At 70.9% G+C, this 18,813-nt stretch carries 18 protein-coding genes; 16 read left to right on the forward strand and 2 right to left on the reverse strand.

Features of this window, described 5'->3' with window-relative positions:
• The first annotated feature begins 88 nt into the window (after window positions 1-88).
• Complete coding sequence (locus tag B4V04_RS16010; protein ID WP_498232712.1) at window positions 89-1,423, forward strand: glycoside hydrolase family 68 protein; 1,335 nt, start codon at window positions 89-91, stop codon at window positions 1,421-1,423.
• Between the two features lie 57 nt (window positions 1,424-1,480).
• Here B4V04_RS16010 and B4V04_RS16015 read toward each other — a convergent pair whose 3' ends face one another.
• Window positions 1,481-3,808, reverse strand: coding sequence for a glycoside hydrolase family 32 protein (locus B4V04_RS16015; RefSeq protein ID WP_498232713.1), 2,328 nt, complete (start codon window positions 3,806-3,808; stop codon window positions 1,481-1,483).
• A gap of 217 nt (window positions 3,809-4,025) precedes the next feature.
• Between B4V04_RS16015 and B4V04_RS16020 the strand changes: the two genes are divergently transcribed.
• The 8 genes from B4V04_RS16020 to B4V04_RS16055 all read left to right on the forward strand — a co-directional run bounded on the left by B4V04_RS16020 (window position 4,026) and on the right by B4V04_RS16055 (window position 10,112).
• On the forward strand, window positions 4,026-4,391 hold the full coding sequence (locus tag B4V04_RS16020; protein ID WP_123113317.1) for a HesB/IscA family protein: 366 nt from the start codon (window positions 4,026-4,028) through the stop codon (window positions 4,389-4,391).
• A 68-nt stretch (window positions 4,392-4,459) separates the two neighbouring features.
• Window positions 4,460-4,705: a DUF5816 domain-containing protein gene (locus tag B4V04_RS16025; RefSeq protein ID WP_498232714.1), complete on the forward strand. Its 246-nt coding sequence runs from the start codon at window positions 4,460-4,462 to the stop codon at window positions 4,703-4,705.
• Between the two features lie 152 nt (window positions 4,706-4,857).
• Complete coding sequence (locus B4V04_RS16030; RefSeq protein ID WP_094525212.1) at window positions 4,858-5,196, forward strand: DUF7116 family protein; 339 nt, start codon at window positions 4,858-4,860, stop codon at window positions 5,194-5,196.
• Window positions 5,197-5,253: 57 nt separating this feature from the next.
• The gene (locus B4V04_RS16035) at window positions 5,254-5,454 is read left to right on the forward strand and encodes a dodecin (protein ID WP_498232715.1); all 201 of its coding nucleotides are present in this window, start codon (window positions 5,254-5,256) and stop codon (window positions 5,452-5,454) included.
• Between the two features lie 458 nt (window positions 5,455-5,912).
• Window positions 5,913-7,217 carry an alanyl-tRNA editing protein gene (locus B4V04_RS16040; RefSeq protein WP_498232716.1) on the forward strand — a complete coding sequence of 435 codons (1,305 nt, stop codon included), beginning with the start codon at window positions 5,913-5,915 and terminating at the stop codon, window positions 7,215-7,217.
• A complete protein-coding gene (locus B4V04_RS16045; protein ID WP_498232717.1) occupies window positions 7,214-8,230 on the forward strand; it encodes an AIR synthase family protein in 1,017 nt (338 codons plus the stop codon). Before B4V04_RS16040 ends, B4V04_RS16045 begins: the two co-directional genes overlap by 4 nt.
• Before the next feature lie 92 nt (window positions 8,231-8,322).
• On the forward strand, window positions 8,323-9,483 hold the full coding sequence (locus tag B4V04_RS16050) for an acyl-CoA dehydrogenase family protein (RefSeq protein ID WP_498232718.1): 1,161 nt from the start codon (window positions 8,323-8,325) through the stop codon (window positions 9,481-9,483).
• Between the two features lie 47 nt (window positions 9,484-9,530).
• Entirely contained in the window at window positions 9,531-10,112 is a 582-nt protein-coding gene (locus B4V04_RS16055; RefSeq protein WP_498232825.1) for an HAD family hydrolase, read from the forward strand.
• Here the strand turns inward: B4V04_RS16055 and B4V04_RS16060 are convergent.
• Window positions 10,109-10,435: a DUF5822 domain-containing protein gene (locus tag B4V04_RS16060; protein ID WP_498232719.1), complete on the reverse strand. Its 327-nt coding sequence runs from the start codon at window positions 10,433-10,435 to the stop codon at window positions 10,109-10,111. The two genes, B4V04_RS16055 and B4V04_RS16060, sit on opposite strands and share 4 nt — an antisense overlap.
• A 154-nt stretch (window positions 10,436-10,589) precedes the next feature.
• On the opposite strand from B4V04_RS16060, the gene panB reads away from it, so the two are divergent.
• The 7 genes from panB to B4V04_RS16095 all read left to right on the forward strand — a co-directional run bounded on the left by panB (window position 10,590) and on the right by B4V04_RS16095 (window position 18,794).
• The gene (panB, locus tag B4V04_RS16065; RefSeq protein ID WP_498232720.1) at window positions 10,590-11,396 is read left to right on the forward strand and encodes a 3-methyl-2-oxobutanoate hydroxymethyltransferase; all 807 of its coding nucleotides are present in this window, start codon (window positions 10,590-10,592) and stop codon (window positions 11,394-11,396) included.
• A 390-nt stretch (window positions 11,397-11,786) separates the two neighbouring features.
• On the forward strand, window positions 11,787-12,023 hold the full coding sequence (locus tag B4V04_RS16070) for a hypothetical protein (RefSeq protein ID WP_498232721.1): 237 nt from the start codon (window positions 11,787-11,789) through the stop codon (window positions 12,021-12,023).
• A gap of 349 nt (window positions 12,024-12,372) precedes the next feature.
• Window positions 12,373-12,981 carry a hypothetical protein gene (locus B4V04_RS16075; protein ID WP_498232722.1) on the forward strand — a complete coding sequence of 203 codons (609 nt, stop codon included), beginning with the start codon at window positions 12,373-12,375 and terminating at the stop codon, window positions 12,979-12,981.
• Between the two features lie 240 nt (window positions 12,982-13,221).
• Window positions 13,222-15,270, forward strand: coding sequence for a DUF460 domain-containing protein (locus B4V04_RS16080; protein WP_498232723.1), 2,049 nt, complete (start codon window positions 13,222-13,224; stop codon window positions 15,268-15,270).
• 66 nt (window positions 15,271-15,336) lie between these two features.
• A complete protein-coding gene (locus B4V04_RS16085; protein ID WP_498232724.1) occupies window positions 15,337-16,509 on the forward strand; it encodes a poly-gamma-glutamate biosynthesis protein PgsC/CapC in 1,173 nt (390 codons plus the stop codon).
• Window positions 16,509-17,711, forward strand: a complete 1,203-nt coding sequence (locus tag B4V04_RS16090) for a Mur ligase (protein ID WP_498232725.1) — start codon at window positions 16,509-16,511, stop codon at window positions 17,709-17,711. Before B4V04_RS16085 ends, B4V04_RS16090 begins: the two co-directional genes overlap by 1 nt.
• A gap of 96 nt (window positions 17,712-17,807) precedes the next feature.
• A complete protein-coding gene (locus B4V04_RS16095; RefSeq protein WP_498232726.1) occupies window positions 17,808-18,794 on the forward strand; it encodes a tyrosine--tRNA ligase in 987 nt (328 codons plus the stop codon).
• Window positions 18,795-18,813: the final 19 nt, after the last annotated feature.

The raw sequence follows: 18,813 nt of genomic DNA on the forward strand, positions 1-18,813 counted from the left end.
TCGCCTCCGTCGGCGTCTGGGGGCGAGCGCCGCCCTCGCAGTCGGGGCGACTGAAAAGGCTTTATTCGGTTCGTCGTGCACGGTTCGTATGGACGATTCGCGCCCCGGAGGTGACTCGCCGTCTCGATCGCGCTGGACCCGCGAGCGGGCCGCGGGGATCGAGCGCCGCCACGGGAACGTCGCACCGGCGGCCGGACCGCCGGCCGTCGACCCCTTCCCCGACCTCCACGTCTGGGACACGTGGCTGCTGCGGGACCGACACGGCGAGATCGCCGACGTCGACGGGTACCGGCTCGCCTTCTCGCTGACCGCGCCGGCCGATCTGCTCCCGGGCACCCGCCACGACGTGGCCGAGATACGGTGTTTCTACTCGGCCGACGGCGAGCGCTGGCGCGACGCGGGCCCGGTGTTCGACGGCGGCGCGCTCGGGCAGCGCCAGTGGGCCGGATCCGCGCTGTACGACGACGGCGACCTCTATCTCTACTACACGGCCGCCGGCCGCGACGACGCCGAGGAGCTGACCTACACCCAGCGGATCGCCGTCGCGCACGGCGGCGCGGTCGCCGCGACGGACGACGGCGTCGAGCTCGACGGCCCGTGGACCCACGAGACGCTGCTGGAGCCGGACGGCGAGTGGTACGAGACGGAGGCGCAGTCGCGGGGGATGACGTACACGTTCCGCGACCCGTGGTTCTTCGAGGACCCCGCGACCGGCGAGACGCACCTCCTCTTCGAGGCGAACGTCCCGACGCCGGAGCGCGAGGGCGACGACGCCGAGACGAGCGAGCGGCGGGCGTTCAACGGCTGCGTCGGGGTCGCCGCCTCCCCCTCGGGCGACCCGCTCTCGTGGGAGCTCCGCCCGCCGCTCCTCGACGCCGTCGAGGTGAACCAGGAGCTCGAACGCCCCCACGTCGTCGTCGCGGACGGTCGCTACTACCTGTTCGTCTGCAGCCACGTCCACACGTTCGCGCCGGGCGTGACGGGGCCCGACGGGCTGTACGGCTTCGTCGCCGACGCGTTCGCGGGGCCGTATCGCCCTCTCAACGGGAGCGGGCTCGTCGCGACGAACCCGCCGGAGGCGCCGTTCCAGGCGTACTCGTGGATGGCGTTCGCCCACGCGGAGGAGGTGCTGGTCCAGAGCTTCCTCAACTACCACGACTTCGGGGGCGACTCGCTCGACGCGATCGCCGAGCTGCCCGAGGTCGAACAGCGGGACCGGTTCGGCGGGACGCTCGCGCCGACGCTCCGGCTGGCCGTCGACGGCGACCGCACCCGGCTGCTCGGGACGCTCGACGCCTGGCGGATCCCGACCCCGGACGAGCCGCTTCCGCCGGCGGACGGGTCGGGGCTCCCCGCCGACTTCGACGGGAGCGTCTCCGAGGCGGAGGCCGACCTCGCATCCGAGTACCGCACCGAGTACTGAGGCGGCTCGCCTTCGGGGAGTACCGAGGCGGCTCGCCTTCGGGAAGTACCGAGGCGGCTACGGTCGGCGTTCGCTGGCGGCCCCGCCGCCGGCGGTTTCGACGGTCGACGCCTCGCCTTCCGGCGGTTCCATCGCGCCGTCGAGGCGCCACGCGGTCAGTCGCTCGATCGACGCGCGACCGCCCTCGGCGACCGCGGAGACGTCGACCGCGTCCTCGCGGGTCGGGTAGACGCGGCTGGTCAGGCAGTGCCGACCGTTGGCGTATATCTCGACGACCGAGCGGTCGAGGAAGACCCGCAGCGACAGCGGCTCGTCGTACGGGGGGACCGACATCGACTGCGGGTCGGTGAACGCCTCGGAGTCGCCGCTCGACGGCGCCCGGTCGACCGTCAGCGTGCCGTCGCGCTCGTAGCGGATCGGCGTGTGCTCCGCGCGGTCCGGCGTCTCGAACACCGACAGCTCGACCGCCTCGGCGTCTCCCAAGGCGATCTCCGCGTCGATCTCGATCGTCTCGCCGGCGGCGTCGAGCCGCCGGCGGTCGCCGTCGGCGAGGCGGACGTCGCGGTGGTCGGCGATCCGCTCCGCGCGGAGGTCGGTCACCTCTGCGGCCGGCCGCTGTCGGAGGTCGCCGTCGTCGCCCAGCTCGATCACCCGCGGGAGCGACAGCGCGCCGGACCACCCGGCGTCCCACTGGTCGGCGACGTCGCGGGCCTCCGGAAGCCACCCCCACGTGAGCGTCCGGTCGCCGTCCGCCAGCGACTGCGGCGCGTAGAAGTCGCCGTGGTCGAGCAGGCCCTCGGACTCGACGTCGAGCTCGCCGTCCTCGAGTGTCCCGAGGAAGTAGACGACGTTCTCGTAGTCGGAGACGTGGAGGAGCCGGCGGTCGCCCAGGTCGAGGAGCTCCGGGCACTCCCAGACGGCGCCGGCGTCGGGGCCGCCCGCGAGCAGGGGTCCCTCGTAGGTCCACTCGCGGAGGTCGTCGGCGGTGTACAGCAGCGCGGCGCCCCCGCCGTCGGAGAGCCCCGTGCCGACGAGGTGGTACCACGTGCCGTCCTCGCGCCAGACGTTGTGGTCGCGGAACTCCGCGCGCCAGTCGTCGGTCTCCAAGACGTCGAGGTCGGCCGGCGGCGCCTCGATGACGGGGTTGCCGTCGTACTTCTCCCACGAGCGGAGGCCGGGGTCGTCGGTCGTCGCGAGACAGGGGAGCTGGTCCCGCCCCCGCCCGCCGGTGTAGAGGATCGTCGCCGTGCCGTCGTCGTCGACCGCGCAGCCCGACCAACAGCCGTCGCGGTCGGGGCCGTCGGGCGACGGCGACAGCGCGACCGGCTCGTCGCGCCACGTGACCAGGTCGTCGCTGACGGCGTGGCCCCAGTGGATGGTGTTGTGGTACGGGCCGCCGGGGTTGTACTGGTAGAAGATGTGGTACCGCCCGTCCCACCGGATGAGCCCGTTCGGGTCGTTCAGCCAGTTCGCGGGCGCCGTGAGGTGGTACGCGGGACGGCCGCCGGGGCCGTCCTCGCCCGCCTCGTCCACGCGCTCGCGGAGCCGACGCACGTCGGCGGCGCTCTCCGGGCGGCTCGGAACCGGCTCGGACGACGCGAGGCTCCGGAGACAGCCCGCGAGCAGCCGGTCCCGCGTCGCGGCGAGCTCCCGGCCGTACTCGTCCCGCTCGTCCGTCGGCGGGTCGGCGAACAGCACGGGCGCGCCAACCCCGAGGACGGCGCCGTCGCCGGCGGGCCACGAGACGACCGTCACCTCCTCCGGGACCTCGGTGCCGCCGCGGACCGCCGAGGCGAGCGGCTCGCCGTCGGCGGGGAGCACGCGCTCGTAGCGGACCCCGGGTACCGTTCCGCGTCGTCGAAGCGGATGGCGAAGCCCGTCGAGCGCGTCGAGCGCGAGGTGGTCGGCGTGCAGCGAGCGCCAGAGCACGCCCGTCGGCTCCCCGAGAGCGTCGTCGCCGACGCGGTCCGGGGGCACCGACTCGACCGAGAGCGCGGTGACCGCCGCGAACGCGTAGAGGCTCAGACAGAGGCCGCCGCCGGCGGCGAGGAACGCCTCGACCGCGGGCGCCGCGTCGGCGAGGGGGTTCGCGCCGCCGAGCGGGCGGTCGCGGTGCCACCAGAGGACGTCGAACCGTCCGGCGCCGTCGCCGACGCCGGCGCCCGGGTACGACTCGCCGAGCGATCGCGAACCGTCCGCGTTCCCCGGGTCCCCCGGGTCCGGCGTCGCCGGCGGGGCGACCGCCTCGCCCGCGTCGAGCGCGTCGAACGGGACGACCTCGACGGCCGCGCCGTCGCGGGCGCCGATCCACTCTGCGGCGGCGCGCTGCTCGGTCGTGGGTTCCCCGTCGACTAACAGCCCGACGCGGAGCGACGAATCCGTCATACCCGTGTTCACTCGCTACCGAGTCAAAACCGTGTCGTCACGGCGGCGGCCCTCTCGTCTCGCGGCGTCACCTTCGTCCCGCGGCGGGCGCGAAACCGTCGGTCGAAGCCGTCGGCGGGGCGGTCGGAGGGCTCGCTCCGGGAACGTAACCGTCGGCGGCAACGCCGAGCGGGGATCCGCCGGCAGGGTTTTCACCGTGCGAACGGAAGGGGTTCGCATGAGTACCGAAACGGTCGACACTGGGAGCGACCCGGCGATCGAGGTAACCCCCGACGCCGCGGAGGAGGCGCTCTCCCTGCTGGAGGGAGAGGACCTCGACACGGAGGAGGCCGGACTCCGGCTGTTCGTCCAGCAGGGCGGCTGCGCGGGTCTCTCGTACGGGATGCGGTTCGACACGGAGCCGGAGGAGGACGACCTCGTCGTCGAACACCACGGGCTGCGCGTGTTCGTCGACCCCGCGAGCCGGAACTACATCGGCGGGAGCAAGCTCGACTACGAGCACGGCCTGCAGGCGGCCGGCTTCGAGGTCGAGAACCCGAACGTCGTCTCCGAGTGCGGCTGCGGCGAGTCGTTCCGGACGTAGCCCGCTCCCGGGAGGGCCGCCCGCCGTCGACTCGCGCTTTTAAGCGGCTCCGTCGGATACGGACGGGTATGAGTCTCGACGCGTCGACGACGGCCGACGGCGAGCGGGTGTACACCGACCGGACGATGATCGAGAAGGGCGCCGAGGGACCCTTCTACGTCGTCTTCACCGACGCCGCCGGGTCGTCCCGATGGGGGTTCCGCTGCGGGAACTGCGAGTCGTTCGACACCGCGATGGACACGATGGGTCGGATCCAGTGTACGGAGTGCGGCAACATCCGGAAGCCCGACGAGTGGGACGCCGCCCACGAGTGAGCGAGCGCGAGCGGCCGGACGGCAGTGACCGGGCGAAAGCGGTCGGGCGGATTCGACGAAAAACGTCGTGAGTGGCCGCGTTGAAGTGCAGATAACCGGATCCGCGGAATCGTGAGAAACTTTATCACAGATGCTGGCGAACGACGAGGTAGATGGCCACTGCGAGCATCCCACCGACGACGGAGGCCAGAGACGTCTTTCGCGAACTCGGATACACCGTCTCCGAGGGCGGACAGGAGTTCATCGCGGAGCGGAAATGGCGACGCGTGCTCGTGACGGTGCTTTGCATGGACGACGACGACCTGGACCCGTATCTGACGGACGGCGGCGAGACGCCGCGGCTCCGCTGTTTCGTCACGTGGCGTAACCGGGCCGGTGACCTGCGCGACCGCCTCGTCTCGAAGAAGCCCCCGTACGACTGGGCGGTCATCGGCATCGAGGCCGACGGCGAAGACTTCGCCGTGATGGAAGGCGCGCCCGGCAGCCCCTGACGGCGTCCCCGAACTCCACCTGTTTTTATATAACCGTGCGTGCAAGTAGCACGTGACATGGTGTTTAAAAAGATCACGCTGATCGGGACCAGTGAGGAGAGCTTCGACGACGCCGCCGACGACGCGATCGACCGCGCCGAGGACACGCTGGAGAACGTCTACTGGGCGGAGGTAGAGGAGTTCGGCGTGGAGATCAAGAACGCGCCGACGCGGGAGTACCAGGCCGAAGTCGAGGTCGCGTTCGAGCTGTCGGACTGAGAGGTTGACGCGAACCGGTCGCGGGAGAGTCGCGACAATTCTTTCGCCGTCTCGAAAAGTGGCTCGAAAGTGTTTTTTGTCCGTTCGCGTCTCGTCGCTGTCGCGGAGAACGTCTTCGGATCCCCCGGTCGATCATTTATAAGTGGCTGTTGTCGGGGGATCGTCGGGGAATGTCTCTAAAGCCCCAGCCTTTGAGTCCCGCCCGCCCCACACAGCACCGCAGCCTCACGCCTCCCCAGCCTCGGCGGACGGTCCGGCGCGGGCGAAGCCGCGCCGGCCCGCCGCCTCCAGCGAGAATCGAAGATTCTCTGGCAGCCGGCGCGTAGCGCCGGCGACCTCGCACGAGCGCCTCGCGGCCGCCGGGGGCGGCCGCTCGGAGGCGCGCGCCACTACGTACTGATTTATAAATAAGCGTCGAGGCGAACACCTATTTATCCGACGGCGACCACGGCTCGTCCATGACCGCGTCACGCGCGCCGGCGGAGCCCGAGGTCAGGGAGTTCGAGGCGACGGTGGAGTCGGTCGACGGCCGCGAGGTCGTCCTGAGCGAGACGTTCTTCTACGCCGAGTCCGGCGGCCAGCCGGCCGACAGGGGGACGATCGACGGCGTCCTCGTCGACGACGTGACCGAGCGCGACGGGCGGGTCGTCCACGTGCTGGGCGAGGAGCCCCCGGCGTCGCTCGCGGTCGGCGAGACGGTCTCGGCGATCGTCGACGACGCGTTCCGGACGTACTGCGCCCGGGCGCACACCGCTTCCCACGTGCTCTACGGCGCCGCGCGCCGGACCTGCGAGGAGCTGGGCTACGCCGGCTTCGACATCTCCGCGGAGAAGGTCCGCGTCGACCTGACGACGGCCGACCCGATCGACGACGCGGACCTCGTTGAGCTTGAGCGGCTCGCCAACCGCGCCGTGTGGGACTCGCTGCCCGTCTCGTGGGAGACGCTCCCGGCGGACGAGGCCCGCGCGGTCCCGGGGATCGCGTACAACACCAAGACCGAGGAGGGCGCGATGAGCGGCGGCGAGGCGGTGCGCGTCGTGACCGTCGGCGGAGGCGACGCGGGCGGCGAGGACTGGACGGACGACGAGAGCGGCGGCGAGCGCGACGCCGCGTCGGCGTGGGACGTCGCCGCCTGCGGCGGCACCCACGTCCGGAACACGAGCGAGATCGGGCCGATATCGGTGCTCGACCGGTCGAACCCCGGCGAGGGGGTGACCCGCGTCGAGTTCGCGGTCGGGCCGACCGCGATCGACCACGACGCCGCGGTCCACGCGGCCGCGCTCGACGCCGCGACGAACCTCGACGCGCGGGTCGGCGACCTCCCCGACGCCGTCGACCGCCTCCGCGACGAGGCCGGCCGGCTGGAGGGGGAGCTCCGGGACGCCCGCGCAGAGCTGCTGACCGCCCGGCTCGGCGAGTTCCCGACGACCGAGGTCGACGGGACGACGTGGGCGGTGGGCACGGTCGACGGCGCCGACCCGAACGACCTGCGGGGGCCGGCGGAGTCCCTCCTGGCCGACGGCGATGGTCCGGACGCGGTCGCGGCGGTCGGCTCGGGGAGCGCGCCGTTCGTGATCGTCGCGGTCGCGGACGGGGCCGCCGGCGACGGCAGCTCGGACGGCGCGGGCCTCGACGCCGGCGCGGTCGTGGACGCGGTCACCGACGAGTTCGGCGGCGGCGGGGGCGGCGGCCCGACGTTCGCGCAGGGCGGCGGGCTCGACGCCGACCCCGACGACGTCGTCGCGTGGCTGCGCGACAGATGACGGGCAAGCTCGGTCCCGAGGCGCTCGCGACGGTCCTCGCGGCGACCGGGGCCGACGACGCCGCGGTCGAGACGGGGCCCGCCTACGGCGAGGACGCGGCCGCGATCGACCTGTCCGGCGCGGAGTCGACGCTCGTCGTCGCCGCCGACCCGCTGTCGCTCGCGGCGGACGCGGTGGGCGAACTGGCGGTCCACGTCGCCTGCAACGACGTGGCCGCGAGCGGCGCGGACCCGCGGTGGCTCACCCACACGCTCTTCCTGCCCGACGACGACCCAGCGCGCCTCCGGACCGTCGCGGACCAGGTGGACGCGACCGCGGAGGAGCTGGGAGTCGCGGTCGTCGGCGGCCACACGGAGGTGTTGCCGTCGCTGGAGCGCCCGCTCTGCTCGATGACCGCGCTCGGGACCACGGACCGCTTCGTGTCGAGCGGCGGCGCCGAGCCGGGCGACCGGCTCCTCCTCACGAAGGGCGCCGGGATCGAGGCGACCGCGATCCTCGCGACGGACTTCCGCGAGCGGTGCGCCGAGGCGGGGGTCTCGGCCGCGACGCTCGATTCCGCCGCCGCGTTCCTCGACGAGGTGAGCGTCGTCCCCGACGCGGCCGCGGTCCGCGACGCCGCGACCGCGATGCACGACCCGACCGAGGGAGGACTGCTGACCGCCCTCGTCGAGACCGCGAGCGCGAGCGAGGCGGTCCTCGCGGTCGAGCGCGACCGGGTCCCGGTTCGACCCGAAACGGAGGCCTGCTGCGCGGCGGTCGGCGTCGACCCGCTGGCGACGTTCGGCTCCGGCGCGCTGCTGGCGGCGGTGCCCCCGGAGCGAGTCGGCGAGGCGACCGACGCGCTGGCGGCCGCCGGGATCGCCGTCGGCGAGATCGGGGAGGTGCAGGCGCCGGGCGACGCGGACGGCTCCGGCCCTGACGGCCCGGAATCCTCCGACACCGGCGCCGTCCTCCTCGACGGCGACCGGATCGAGGAGCCGCCGCGCGACGAGCTGTACCCGCTCTGGGAGTAACGGACGGGTCGCGGCCCGCGCGGGTTCACCGGGGTCCCGCCTCCCCACCCCGATCGCTCACCTTTTTTCCGCGTGAGACCGAACCGAGTGTCATGACTGGCGCACGCGTCGGCTCGTCGCTCACCGACGAACAGGAGGCGATCCGGGAGCTCGTCCGGGAGTTCGCGGTCGAGGAGCTCCGACCCGGGGCCGGGGAGGCCGACGAGACGGAGACGTTCCCGGAGGACGCCTGGGACGGGCTCGCGGAGCTCGGGCTGACCGGGCTGACGGTCCCCGAGGCGTACGGCGGCTTCGACGCCGACGAGACGACGTACGCGGTCGTCAACGAGGAGCTGGCGTACGGCCACCTCGCGGTCGCGACCGCGCTGTCCGTCCACTGCCTCGCCACCTCCTGTATCGCGGAGTTCGGCAGCGAGGCCCAGCGGGAGCGCTGGCTCCCGGAGATGGCGGCCGAGGGCCGACCGGTCGGGATGTTCTGTCTCTCCGAGCCGCACGCGGGATCGAATCCGGCGGAGATGTCGACGACCGCCGACTACGATCCCGAGACCGACGAGTACGTGCTGGACGGCGAGAAGCAGTGGATCACGAACGGGGAGCGCGGCGGCGTGGCGATCGTCTTCGCGAAGGTCGACGCCGCCGACCCGGACTCGATCACCCAGTTCCTCGTCCCGGCCGACGCCGAGGGGTTCGAGGTCGGCAAGAGGGAGGAGAAGCTCGGGCTCCGCGCCTCCGACACGACCGGGATCAGCTTCGACGGCTGTCGGATCCCCGCGGAGAACCGGCTCACCGAGGAGGGGAAGGGTCTCTCGGCCGCGTTCCGGACGCTGACCGGCGGGCGGATCGGGATCGCGGCGCAGGCGGTCGGGGTCGCGCGGGCCGCGCTCGACGAGGCGAAATCGTACGCGACCGAGCGCGAGCAGTTCGGCGAGCCGATCGCCGAGATCCAGGCGATCCGCCACAAGCTCGCGGAGATGGCGACGGACGTCTCCGCGGCCCGCCTCCTCGTGCGCGAGGCGTGCCGGCAGGCCGAGGCGGGCGAGGACAACCGCGTCGCGGCCTCGAAGGCGAAGTACCGCGCCAGCGAGGCGGCGATGTCGGTGACCAACGAGGCGGTCCAGATCCACGGCGGCTACGGTTACACGACCGACTTCGACGTGGAGCGCCTCTACCGCGACGCGAAGATCACGGAGATCTACGAGGGGACCACGGAGATCCAGAAGACGATCATCGCGCGGGGGGTGTTGGGAGAGTGACGGGTGAGCGGCGACCGGCGAGCGACCGGCGGGCGACCGGCGAACGCGTGACGACAGACGGCGGACCGACCGGTCTCGCGGGCTACGACGCCGTCGTCTACGACCTCGACGGCACCCTCGTCGAGCTCGCGGTCGACTGGGGCGCGGCCGCGGAGTCGGTGCTCGACGTGTACGCGGAACACGCGGTCAAACCGCCGACCGACGAGCTCTGGGGCCTGCTGGAGGCGGCCGAGGGGTACGGGATCGGCGAGCCGGTCCAGGAGGCGATCGCGCTCCACGAGCGGGCCGGCGCGCGCGACTCGACGCTGCTCCCCCTCGGGAGACGGCTGATCGAGGGGGCCGGGGACCGACCGAGCACGCCGCCGGCCGGCGTCTGCTCGCTCAACTGCGAGGAAGCGTGCCGGATCGCCGTCGAGACCCACGGGCTCGGCGACGCGCTCGACGCGGACGCGATCGTCGGCCGCGACACCGTCGGGACGCACAAGCCGGAGCCGGAGTCGTTGCTCGCGGCGGTCGAGCGCCTCGGCGCAGCGCCCGAGGACGCGCTGTTCGTCGGGGACTCGGAGCGCGACGCGGAGGCGGCGGAACGCGCCGGGGTCGCGTTCGCGTGGGCGGCGGACCTGATCTAACGCCCGGCGTTCTCGCTCTCGGCGGCCTCTTCCTCGACTGCGTCGTCGTCGGCCATCTCGGCCGCGTCGTCGTCTTTCTCGACGCCGCCGTCGCCGGCGTCGGTGCGGCGCGCGTAGAGCGCGACGGCGACGGCGGTGGTAAACCAGATCGGCGCGCCGACGCGGACCGCGAAGGCGGCGCGGGCCCCCCACGACTCGAGCGTGACGAACGCGGAGAGGACCGCGACGACCGGGGCGCCGACGAGGATCGTGAGCACGAACGTCGTCTGCATCACCCAGCCGTAGTCGATCCCCTCGAACTCGGCCCGCTCGACAGGTTGCACGCCTGCGTCTCGGGCGCCGAGGGGCAAATCGGTGGCGGTCGCGGGGCGGGGACGGAACGGAGAGGACGAAGCGGGGCGAGCGGGGCGGCGTCGGCGCGCGCCTCGGAGTTCCGGATCCCGGCGATTTTAAGCGGTCGCACGGGTGAGTTCGGGTATGACCACGACGCGGGGACTCCGGGACCGCGAGGCGCCGATCACGATGCTGACCGCGTACGACGCCCCCACCGCGGCGGTCGTCGACGAGGCCGGAATCGACGTGATCCTCGTCGGCGACAGCATGGGCAACGCCGTCCTCGGCTACGACTCCACGCTCCCCGTCACGCTCGACGAGGTCGCGAGCCGGACCGCGGCGGTCGCCCGCGCGACCGAGGACGCCCTCGTCGTCGCGGACATGCCGTTCCTCTCGTTCGGCGTCGACGAGGCCGAGTCAGTGCGCAACGCCGGCCGACTGCTGAAGGAGGCCGACGCCGACGCGGTGAAGATCGAGAGCGGACCCCACACCGTCGAGATGACGCGGCGCATGACCGACGTCGGGATCCCCGTCATGGCGCACCTCGGCTTGACCCCCCAACACGTCAACCGACTCGGCGGGTACACCAGACAGGGGACCGATCAGGACGCGGCCGAGGAGATCGTCGACCTCGCGGGCGCCCACGCCGAGGCCGGCGCGTTCGCGCTCGTCTTAGAGCACGTCCCCGCGAACCTCGCGGGGGCCGTCACGGAGGCGCTGGACGTCCCCACCATCGGTATCGGCGCGGGCCCCGACTGCGACGGACAGGTGCTCGTGATCAACGACGCGGTCGGACTCGGCGACTGGTCGCCCCCCTTCTCCCGGCAGTTCGGCGACGTGCGCGGCGAGATGCTCGACGCGGTCGCGGCGTATCGAGAGGCCGTAGAGAGCGGCGAGTTCCCGGCCGAGGAGCACTGGCACGTCGAGCGAGACCTCGACGACCTGTACTGATCGAGAGCTCCGCTGAAACGCTTGGGAAGCGAAACAGTCCGTCTCGGGTGCGGTCAGCGGGGGAACGGGTATTGATCGACTGAAGCACGTCGAAAAATCGTCTTACCGAATACGGACCGCTCGTCCAGCGAGGAGCGCCCTTCAGTCGCGGAGGGAGTGGTGAATCAGTCGTTCGCGTGCACAGTGATCGTCACGGTGTCTCTGAAGTAGCAGAAACGATATAAGATATATCATTAATAATAATTAAGTATGTTGCCATCCAATTCGATTCGAGGAAGTGCCGTCGTAGAAATCAGCTGAGACGTCGAACGAGACAGGTTATTTCAATGATAATACCCAATCCGTTCCGGACAGTCAAAAAAATCGGAAAAGGCGTCGGTTCCTTGGTGTTTGGTAACCGGGATCGACGAGACGATCGGCGGGAGCGGGACCACCGGGAGGATCGAAGAAGCCGGAATCGACGGGACGATCGGAGGGGTCGGGACGATCGGAGGGACCGTCGGGGCGATCGGAGGGACGAAACACCACCGCGGCGGCGAGATCACCGAACGCGAGATCACCGGACGCGAGATCACCGGACGGACGACCGCCAGCGGGACCGAGGGAGGCGCGATCGGACACGGGTGAGGAGTCGCAGAGGGAGCGGTGCCGATCGAGACGAGAGTCAGCGAAAACGGCGCCGGTAACGCCGAGAGACGCTCGCACGCTGCATAGGGAAGCAGTAGAAGTGGAAACGGTGACCGAATTGAATCCGATTCTTCGAAGATGGACGGGTACCGCTACCCGCGACGGGCGGATCCTCCCGATTACCCGATGGGTCGCGCGCTTCATCATCCCGTTTTTGGCCGCGGCGTTTCTGGTCCTCTACGGAGTTCCCGATCAGACCGCGACGTACTTCGCGTGGACCATCAGGCCCGAAATGACGCCGATTACCATGGGCGCGGGCTACGGAGCGGGCGTGTATTTCTTTTATCGAGTGTCCACCGCCGACGAGTGGCACACGGTCGCGCCGGTCTTCCTCGGGATCGGGGCGTTCACCTGGTTGATGGCCATCGCTACCGTCCTCCACTGGGAGAACTTCAACCACGGTCACTTCACGTTCGACCTCTGGGTCGGCCTCTACGCGGTCACCCCTGTCCTCATTCCAGCGGTTTGGGCGCTCAATCGGCGGACCGGTTCCGGGGAACTGACAGGTGGCGAGCCGCGGCTCCCACAGGCGGTGAGGGCGCTCGGCGGTGGGATCGGAGCGCTTCTCGCGGTCAGTGCGATCAGCCTGTTCGTCGCCCCGGAACCCATGATCGGTGCGTGGCCGTGGACCGTCTCCCCGTTCACGGCGCGAATTCTGGCGGGGTGGTTCGCGCTTTTCGGCGTCGTCAACGGCGTGGTCGTACTCGATCCGCGCTGGAGTAGCGCACGAATACTGGTCCAAAGTCAGATACTCGGCTTCGCGTTGGTGCTGATCGGCGTGATTCGTGTTTGGGCTAACTTCGACCCGTCGAACGTCCTGACGGCGGGCGTCGTCGGCGGGATGACGCTGTATCTGATCGCCGTACTTCTGCTGTATATCGCGATGGAAACTCGCTGACTCCCCCGAACACCGTCGTTTCATGTTCGATCGACGCGCTCCCTCTATCTCGCAGGGCTATCGTAACGCCCGAGCGAACCGGTAGGATCCTCGGTAACCAGTATGCGCGTTCGGTGACCGGGCGTTCCGGACGAGGTACGTCGGAAAAGATGACACCGACAGAGCGACTGGGCCGGATCCCGCGACGGAACCCCCGCACCCGGCGTGGGGTATATACGCGCGAACGGCCTATTCTGAGGCGTGACAACCCGGACCATCCGCGCCCGCGACCGGCCGGTGTTCGGCGTCGACGTGCACAGCGGCGACGTCCGCGGCGACGATCCCTCCTACGCCCTCGTCATCCTGGATCCCGTCGACGAGGACGACCCGGACGCGCCCGACGCCGACGGGCCGATGGCGCGGGTGACCCGCGACGTGGTGTCGTTCCGGAAGCTCTGCCGGTTGATCGACGACCGCGAGCCGCTGTACGTCGCCACCGACAACGCCTACGAGCTGGCGGCGGACAAAGGCGAGCTCGTGGGGTTCCTCCGGTCGCTGCCCGACGGCACCCGGCTCGTGCAGGTGACCGGCGCGGAGCGCCCGGAGCCGCTCTCGCGGGTCGCCTCCCGACACGGGATCCCGTACGGGAAAGAGCCGATGAAGGAGGCGGAGGCGTCGGCCAGGCTGGCCGCGGCCAACGTCGGCCACGAGGTGACCGCGTTCACCGACGAGACGCGAGTGAAGGTGTCCCGCGGGCGCTCGACCGGGAAGGGCGGCTGGAGCCAGGACCGCTACACGCGCCGGATCCACGGCAACGTCCGGAAGCGGACGCGACAGGTGCAGTCGAAGCTCGAGGACGCGAACCTCGACTTCGAGCGCGACGTGACCGAGAAGTACGGCGGCTATGCGAACGCGACGTTCGCGGTCGAGGCCCGCCCCGAGGAGATCCCGGTGTCGAACTCGCGGGCCGGCGACGTGCGCGTCGAGGTCGAGCGCGAGCGCCGCGACGGGATCGAGTACGAGCCGCTCGTCCGGCGGCGCGACCGGGTGATCGTCGGCATCGACCCGGGGACGACGACCGCGGCGGCCGTCGTCGGGCTCGACGGCACCGTCCACGCGCTGTACTCCTCGCGGACCGCCGACACCGCGGAGGTGACCGAGTGGATCATCGAGCAGGGCCGCCCGATCATCGTCGCCGCCGACGTGGAGCCGATGCCGGAGACCGTCGAGAAGTTCCGGCGCTCGTTCGACGCCGCCGGGTGGCGACCGACCACGGACCTCCCCGTCGACGAGAAGCTCCACCGGACCCGCGAGGCGAGCTACGACAACGACCACGAGCGCGACGCGCTGGCGGCGGCGCTGTACGCGTACGACGACCACGAGGACCAGTTCGAGCGCATCGCGGCGAAGACCCCGCCGCGGCTCGACCGCGAGGCGGTGATCGCGGGGGTCGTCGCCGGCGACGCCTCGGTGGAGTCGGTCATCGCCGACCTCAGCGAGGACGACGGCGGCGACGGCGGCGGGAGCGGCGACGCCGACGAGTCGGACCCCACCGAGCCCGAGCGCACCGAAGAGGAGGAGACGATCCGGCGGCTCCGCGAGCGCGTCGAGCGGCTGGAGTCGCACGCGGAGTCGCTGGAGGGCGACCTCGACGAGCGCGACGAGCGGATCGCGGAGCTGGAGGGGGAGCTCGAGGAGGCGAGACGCGAGGAGCGGATCGAGGCGCGCAGCCGACGGGCCGTCTCCCGGCTCGAACGCGAGACCGACCGGCTGGAGCGCGAGCGCGACGAGGCGCGCGAGACCGTCGCGGAGCTGGAGGGGAAGGTGGAGACGCTGAAGGAGCTGTGGCGGCTCGACCACTCCAACTTCGACGACGTCGCCGCGGACCGGGGGTTCGTCAGCGTGAAAACCGTCGAGCAGTTCACGCTCGACGCGCTCGAGGCCGCCGACGAGGCGTACGGGCTCGTCGCCGGCGACGTCGTCTACCTCCGAGACGCCTCCGGCGCGGGGCGCCGGACGGCCGAGCGGCTGGCCGAGACCGAGCCGCGCGCGGTGATCCGCGACGGGAACCTCTCGGACGTCGCCGATCAGGTCCTCTTCGACCACGACGTGCCGGTCGTCCCGGCCGACGCGGTGCCCGTCCGCGAGGTCGACGAGCTGGCGGTCGCGGACGAGGAGAAGCTGGAGACCGCGATCGACGACTGGGAGAAGCGGGCGGAGCGGCGGCGGAAGGCCGAGAAGCAGGAGCACCTCGACCGGATCATCTCGGAGCATCGGGCGGGGCGGACGCTGCCCGAGACCGAGGAGTGAGGGAGCCGGCGGGGGAGACGGAGGCCAGCATTTTTATTCTCAGACCAACAGGTAAAGATAGTTATAGTGATCGTCGCATCTCTCCTCTCGGCGCTCGGCTTCTTTCTGACCGCGGCCGTGACGCAGACGAGGGGGCTCCGGCTCGGCGGGGCGATCCTGGTGCCGACGCTCGTCGTGTACGCGCTCAAGGACTTCCTGACCATCCCGGTGTTCCTCGCGAGCGCCGTCGTGGCCTACCTGCTGCTGTGGCAGGCCAAAGAGCGGACGCTGATATACGGCCGCGACGAGTTCCTCGTCGCGCTCGCGGCCGGCGCGGTCGTTCCGGTCGTCGGCTACCTCGCGGTCCTCGCCGTCGCACCGGGCTTTTTCGACGTCAATCCGCTCCTCCTCGTCGGGAGCATCCTCCCTGGGCTCGCCGCGTACAACGTCGCGCAGACGAAACCGGAGTACCGGCGACAGGACTTCCTGTACACGACGGGGCTCGTGCTCGGGCTCTGTCTCCTCGGAGTCGCTCTCGTCGGACCGCGGACCGCCTCGCTCCTCGGAGACCTCACCCCGCTCGTGCTGTTCTCCCGGACCGCCGACGTGGCCGTTCTCAGGGGCGCCGTCGTCGACGGGTACCTGGCGCCGAACATCGAGGTGCGGACGACCATCGCCGCGTTCCTCGCCGTCGGAATGGCGGTCTCCGAAGTCGTCCGCCGCGAGTTCGGCGTGCGCATCGGCATCGTGTCGATGGCGTTGCTGGCGCTGTTCTCGCTCGTCAGCCGCTGGCTCCTCGTCCTGTTTCTCCTGTCGTTCGCCGTCTCCGCCGTCGCCGTCTGGGCGGTCCACCGGACGACGCTGCTGTACGGTCGGGTCCTCATCAGCATCGGCTGCGGCGTCGGCGCGCTGGCGGCGCTCGCGTTCTCGACGCAGGTCCCGATCTTCCGGGGGCTGTCGGCGCTGTTCGTGGGCGTCATCGCCGGCGTCGACGCCTACGCGGTCCACGTCACGCCGCCGCTCGAACGCCGTCAGCAGCCGTTCCTCGCCGTCGCCGCCTTCGTCGGGATGCTCCTCCTCATCCGGACCGTCGTCGAGCCGTACCGCCGGGGAATCCTCCAGGAGTTCACGCCGCTGACCGCGCTCGTGGGCATCGTCGTCGTCGCGGCGTGCCTCGCGGTCGCGTACCGCTGGCGGATCGAGGCGCCGGACGACGAGGCGGTGCTCTCGGCGTCCGTGCTCTCCGGAGGTGACGGCTGATGTGGCCGTTCGACCGAGGGCTGTCGTACGGCGGGACGAGCCCCGGGAGGTCGTCCCCGCTCGACGGCGTTCGCGAGCTGTTCGGCCGCGGGAGCACGCACCGGTCTCACCTCGACGAGGCCGAGATCCGCATCGGCGTGTCGGGGATCCGGGGGAAGTCGTCGACCGCGAAGCGGCTGGGGTCGGTCCTGACCGACCGCGGGTACGACACCTACACGAAGATCACCGGCGATCACCCGACCTCCTACCACAACGGACGGATGATCCCGATCCAACGCCGGGGGCCGCGGGTGACGCTGTACGAGAACCTGAACCTCGTCCAGGAGTTCGTCCCGCAGCTGACCGCGACGGACCCGGAGGACGTCATCGTCATGGAGAACCAGGCGATCACCGAGTACACGATGCGGATGGTCAACGAGCAGTACCTCCGGCCGAACGTCCTCCTGTTCTGTAACGTGCGACAGGACCACAACGACACGCTGGGAGAGACGCGACAGGCCATCGCGCGCTCGTTCGCGCGCTCGGTTCCCGAGGGGTGTCACGTCATCAGCGGCGAGCAGCACGGCGCCATCCACGACTACCTGAAAGCGGAGATCGAGGAGCGCGGCGCCACCATCGAGCAGGTGGACGTGCCCGAGCGACACCACCACCTCACCGGGGCGGAGACCGTCCACATGCTCAATCACGTCCTCGATCACCTCGGAGAGCCGCGGATCGACGACGCGGAGCTGCAGTCCATGCTCGACGACATCCAGCCGGAGTGGACCGACCTGCCGGAGGGGCGGGTGTTCAACGCGGCGAAGGTCAACGAGATCGAGAGCACGGAGCTGTTCCGCCGGCAGCTCGCCGGAACGGGCGACGACGCGGAGCTCGTCTGTCCGTTCGTCTTCCTGCGTCGGGACCGCCGCGGGCGGACGGCCTCGTTCGTGAAGTACGTCGACATCCTGTTCGATCGGGGACTCATCGACCGCGTTCACCTCGGCGGCGCGTACACGGGCGTGTTCGGCCGCCGGATCGACGCGCCGGCGACCGAGCACGACACGGACTCGACGGACGCGGAAACGGTGCTCGACCGGCTGCTCGCGACCGATCAGCCGGTGATGTTCATGGCGAACACCGTCCACCCGTTCATGCGCGAGCTTGCCGACGAGGTCGAGACCCGCGAGCGGGGCGGAGTGCCGCCGGAGCTGCCGCCGTACTGATCGGGCGGAGGGTTCGTCGAGCCCGCCCGATTCCCGTCCGCCACGTGCCCGCACGCTTCCAGAAGTCATATGTCCGACAACCGCACAGTCGGGAGTATGGACGCCTACGAGCGGATCACCCGGAACGCGGCCGAGGTGGTCACCGAGGAGGAGATCGAGGCGCTGGCCGACGACCCCGACGGGAAGCGGGCGTACGTCGGCTACGAGCCCTCGGGGGTCCTCCACATCGGGCACATGCTCACCGCGAACAAGCTCATCGACCTCCAAGAGGCCGGGTTCGAGGTGACGGTGCTGCTCGCCGACGTGCACGCCTACCTCAACGACAAGGGGTCGTTCGAGGAGATCCGCCACACCGCCGAGCGCATGCGCGACCAGTTCATCGCGTACGGGCTCGACGAGTCGAACACGCAGTTCGTGCTCGGCTCGGACTTCCAGCTCGACGACGACTACACGCTCGACCTGCACGCCCTCGAACTGGAGACGACGCTGGCGCGGGCCGAGCGCGCGATGGCCGAGATCACCTCCGGCGACTCCGTGAAGGTGTCGCAGGCAGTGTACCCGCTGATGCAGGCGCTCGACATCCCGTACCTCGGCGTCGACCTCGCGGTCGGCGGGATGGAGCAGCGCAAGGTCCACATGCTCGCGCGCGACGTGCTGCCGAGCATCGACCGCGAGCCGCCGACGAGCCTCCACACCCCGCTCATCGCCGACCTGGGCACCGGTCGCGGCAAGATGTCCTCCAGCACGGGCGTCACCATCTCGATGGAGGACTCCCGCGAGGACATCGAGTCGAAGGTGAACGACGCGTACTGTCCCCCGACCGTCGACCCGGAGCCGACCGACGACGGCGAGTCGCGGGAGAACCCCGTCCTGCAGGTGTTCGAGTACCACGTGTTCCCGCGGTTCGAGACCGTCCGCGTCGAGCGGCCGGAGGAGTACGGCGGCGACTTAGCGTACGACGCGTACGACGCGCTGGAGGCCGACCTGGAGTCCGGCGAGCTCCACCCCGCCGACGCGAAGGGCGCGCTCGCCGAGTACCTCGACCGGCTCATCGCGCCGGGCCGCGAGCAGCTGGCGGAGTAGCCGGCGTCGGATCGGTCGT

It is taken from the genome of Halorubrum sp. B52 (assembly GCF_059752555.1).